The organism is Dietzia sp. B44 (genome assembly GCF_014145245.1).
GTDB classification, from domain to species: domain Bacteria; phylum Actinomycetota; class Actinomycetes; order Mycobacteriales; family Mycobacteriaceae; genus Dietzia; species Dietzia natronolimnaea.
This window is the reverse complement of record NZ_JAALEF010000083.1, coordinates 1-3,786: the sequence shown is the minus strand read 5'-3', so window position 1 is coordinate 3,786 and position 3,786 is coordinate 1. Positions and strand designations below refer to the sequence as shown.

General features: G+C 71.6%; 4 protein-coding genes. 1 reads left to right on the top strand and 3 read right to left on the bottom strand.

All coding sequences use genetic code 11. The annotated features are described in order from the left end of the window. The 3 genes from G6017_RS03560 to G6017_RS03550 all read right to left on the bottom strand — a co-directional run. The coding region (locus tag G6017_RS03560; RefSeq protein WP_194307718.1) for a dihydrofolate reductase at positions 1 to 238 on the bottom strand (238 nt) is incomplete at its 3' end. Positions 239 to 267: 29 nt separating this feature from the next. Continuing rightward, positions 268 to 1,068 (bottom strand): thymidylate synthase, encoded by an 801-nt coding sequence (locus G6017_RS03555; protein ID WP_182615993.1) that lies wholly within the window; start codon positions 1,066 to 1,068, stop codon positions 268 to 270. 10 nt (positions 1,069 to 1,078) lie between these two features. Further along, positions 1,079 to 1,825, bottom strand: a complete 747-nt coding sequence (locus tag G6017_RS03550) for a 3'(2'),5'-bisphosphate nucleotidase CysQ (protein ID WP_179526315.1) — start codon at positions 1,823 to 1,825, stop codon at positions 1,079 to 1,081. 99 nt (positions 1,826 to 1,924) lie between these two features. Here G6017_RS03550 and G6017_RS03545 point away from each other — a divergent pair. After that, positions 1,925 to 3,786: DEAD/DEAH box helicase (locus G6017_RS03545; protein WP_182615991.1), on the top strand; the 1,862-nt coding region annotated here is incomplete at its 3' end.

Below are 3,786 nucleotides of genomic sequence, written 5' to 3'. Positions count from 1 at the left end.
GCACCGACGCCGCGCGCTCGGCGCCCTCGGCCGACCACCCCGCGTCCCGCGTGCACACGATGTTGCGGCGACCGGGCAGGGGCCGGAAGCGGGCGGGGATCGAGTCCCAGGTGGCCCGGCCCATCACCACGGGGCGCCCGGTGGTGGCCTGCTTGAAGTACGCCAGGTCCTCGGGGATGTGCCAGGGCATGTCACGGCCGTCGCCGATCACCCCGCCGCGGGCCTGCGCCCACACCATCCGGACCGGCACGGTCGTCGTCTCCCGGCTCAGACCGCGACCGGGGCCTTGATGCCCGGGTGATGGTCGTAACCGAGTACCTCGAAGTCCTCGAAGCGGTAGTCGAAGATCGAGTCCGCCCGGCGCAGGCGCAGCTCAGGGTAGGGATAGGCCTCCCGGGCCAGCTGCGTCCTCACCTGCTCGACGTGGTTGTCGTAGATGTGGCAGTCGCCCCCGGTCCAGATGAACTCGCCCACCTCGAGCCCGACCTGCTGCGCCACCATGTGGGTGAGCAGCGAGTAGGAGGCGATGTTGAACGGCACCCCCAGGAAGAGGTCGGCGCTGCGCTGGTAGAGCTGGCAGCTCAGCTTGCCGTCGGCCACGTAGAACTGGAACAGCAGGTGGCAGGGCGGCAGGGCCATGTCCGTCAGCTCGCCCACGTTCCACGCCGAGACGATGTTGCGCCGCGAATCGGGGTCGGTGCGCAGCAGGTCCACGGCGTTCGCGATCTGGTCCACGTGCCGGCCGTCGGGGGTGGGCCAGGACCGCCACTGCACGCCGTAGACGGGTCCGAGCTCGCCGCGCTCGTCAGCCCACTCGTCCCAGATGCTCACGCCGTTCTCGCGCAACCAGCCCACGTTGGAGTCGCCGCGCAGGAACCACAGCAGCTCGTAGGCCACCGACTTGAAGTGGACGCGCTTGGTGGTGATCAGCGGGAATCCCGCCGCCAGGTCATAGCGCAGCTGGTGGCCGAACAGGCTGCGGGTGCCCGTTCCCGTGCGGTCGGCCTTGGCGGTGCCCTGCTCCAGGACGAGTCGGAGCAGGTCCTCGTACGGGGTGGGGACGGTCATGACCTGCAGTCTACGTTCGAGTCGCCTGCGCGGCCTGCGCGGCCAGGATCTTCTCGGTGAGCTCGGGGCGACAGATCAGGACGTCCGGGGAGTGGGTGTCGGGTTTGTTGAACCGGATCGGCGTCCCGTCCAGGCGGGAGGCGTGCAACCCCGCGGCCAGGGCGACGCCGACCGGCGCGGCCTGGTCCCACTCGTCCTGCCCCCCGGCGTGGAGGTAGGCGTCCGCGTCGCCGAGCAGGACGGAGAGCATCTTGGCACCGGCCGAGCCCATGGGCCGCACCTCCAGGCCGACCGCGTCCGCGACCTGGAGCGCCCCCGGCGGGGGGTTGTTGCGGCTGATCACCATGGTCCCCGAATGGGGGCCGTCCACGTGATCGACCTGGTCCGAGCGGAATACCCGCCCCGAGTCCGGCAGCCCCACGGAGGCGACGGTAGGCCGGCCGTCGACGACGAGTGCCACGTGAACCGACCAGTCCGAGCGGCCCGTCGAGAACTCCTTGGTGCCGTCGATCACGTCGATGATCCAGACGCGGGATTTGTCCAGCCTGCTGAGATCGTCCGAGACCCCCTCGGAGAGCGTTCCGTCATCCGGGCGGTGCACGGCCAGCACCTCGTCGGTCCAGTTCTGCGCGACCTCGTTGGCGACACGGGCGAGCGAGCGCCCGCGGAGCAGCCCCCCGGCGCGCGTGCCCCGGACGATGTCCCCGATCCCTGTGGCGAGGAAACAGGCGAGGTCGTCGTCGTCGAGATCGCGCATGCTGTCGCTGGGCATGCTCACAGTCTTGCGCATGCCGACACTCTACGGAGGTGGGGCGCGGGTCGGGCCGATGTCGTAGGCGTGCGACATCATGAGTTCATGTCCGACGCACTGGAGCGGTTCCACCCGGCCACAGCCTCGTGGTTCCGTGGGGCGTTCGACCGGCCCACCCCCGCGCAGGAGGGGGCGTGGGCGTCCCTGGCGAGCGGCGCCCACACGCTCGTCGTGGCCCCCACGGGGTCGGGCAAGACCCTCTCGGCGTTCCTGGACTCGCTCGACCGACTCATGTTGGGCGGCGGCCACAGCACCAGTACCAGCACCAGTACCAGTACCAGCGACGGTGACAGCACAGGCGCACCCCCGCCCGGCACCCGTGTGCTCTACATCTCCCCGCTCAAGGCGCTGGCCGTGGACGTCGAGCGCAACCTCCGGGCGCCGCTCGCCGGGATCGCGCGGGAGGCCGCCTCCCTGGGTGTGGAGACCGCGGAGGTGACGGTGGGGATCCGCACCGGTGACACGCCGCCCGAGGAACGCCGGCGGCAGCGGTCGCGGCCACCGCACGTGTTGGTCACCACTCCCGAGTCGCTGTTCCTGCTGCTCACCTCGGCCGCGCGGGAGACCCTGGCCGCGGTCGACACGGTGATCATCGACGAGATCCACGCGGTGGCCGCCAGTAAGCGCGGCGCCCACCTCGCCCTCAGTCTCGAGCGACTGGACGACCTGCTGGACACCCCCGCCCGGAGGGTGGGCCTGTCCGCCACCGTCCGGCCGCACTCCGAGGTGGCCCGCTTCCTCGCGGGCGAGCGGCCGGTGACCGTGGTGGCGCCGGGATCCGACAAGCGCTTCGAGCTCACGGTCCGGGTGCCCGTGGAGGACATGGCGGACCTGTCCTCGGCCGGCTCGGACGTCACCGCTCCGCCCGGAACGCCGGGCGAGGGGTCGATCTGGCCGCACGTCGAGCGTCAGGTGGTGGGCCTGGTCACGGCGCACCGCTCGACGATCGTGTTCGTCAACTCCCGCCGCCTGGCCGAGCGGCTGACCGCGCGGCTCAACGAGATCCACGCCGAGGACACCGATCCGGGCTCGCTGCCGCCGGCGCCGGCCCGCCCACCCGCGCAGATCATGGTGCCGTCCGAGGTCTCGCGCGGCGCCCCCGCGGAGCTGGCCATGGCCCATCACGGATCGGTGTCCAAGGAGCGACGGGCGCTCATCGAGGACGCCCTCAAATCGGGTCGGCTACGCGCGGTGGTGGCCACCTCGTCGCTCGAGCTGGGCATCGACATGGGCGCGGTGGACCTGGTCGTGCAGGTCGAGTCCCCACCGTCCGTGGCCTCGGGGCTCCAGCGGGTGGGCCGCGCCGGTCACCAGGTCGGCGAGGTCTCCCGCGCGGCCGTGTTCCCCAAGCACCGCGCCGACCTCCTCCACAGTGCGGTGACCGTGGAGAGGATGGTCGCCGGCGCGATCGAGACGATGTCGGTCATCACCAACCCGTTGGACGTCCTCGCGCAGCAGACGGTGGCCGCGTGCGCGCTCGAGTCGATCGACGTCGAGGACTGGTTCGCCGCCGTGCGTCGGACCGCCCCGTTCGTCGGGCTGCCGCGGTCGGCGTTCGAGGCGACACTCGACATGTTGGCGGGCAAATACCCGTCGGCGGACTTCGCCGAGCTCAAGCCCCGCCTGGTGTGGGACCGCGACGCCGGGACCCTGACCGGTCGCCCGGGTGCGCAGCGTCTCGCCGTCACCTCGGGCGGCACCATCCCCGACCGCGGGCTGTTCGGCGTGTTCATGGTGGGGGAGAAGGCGACGCGGGTCGGTGAGCTCGACGAGGAGATGGTCTACGAGTCCAGGGTCGGCGACGTGTTCGCCCTCGGGGCCTCGAGCTGGCGGGTCGAGGAGATCACGCACGACCGGGTGCTGGTCACGCCCGCGCCCGGCGGGACGGGACGCCTGCCGTTCTGGCT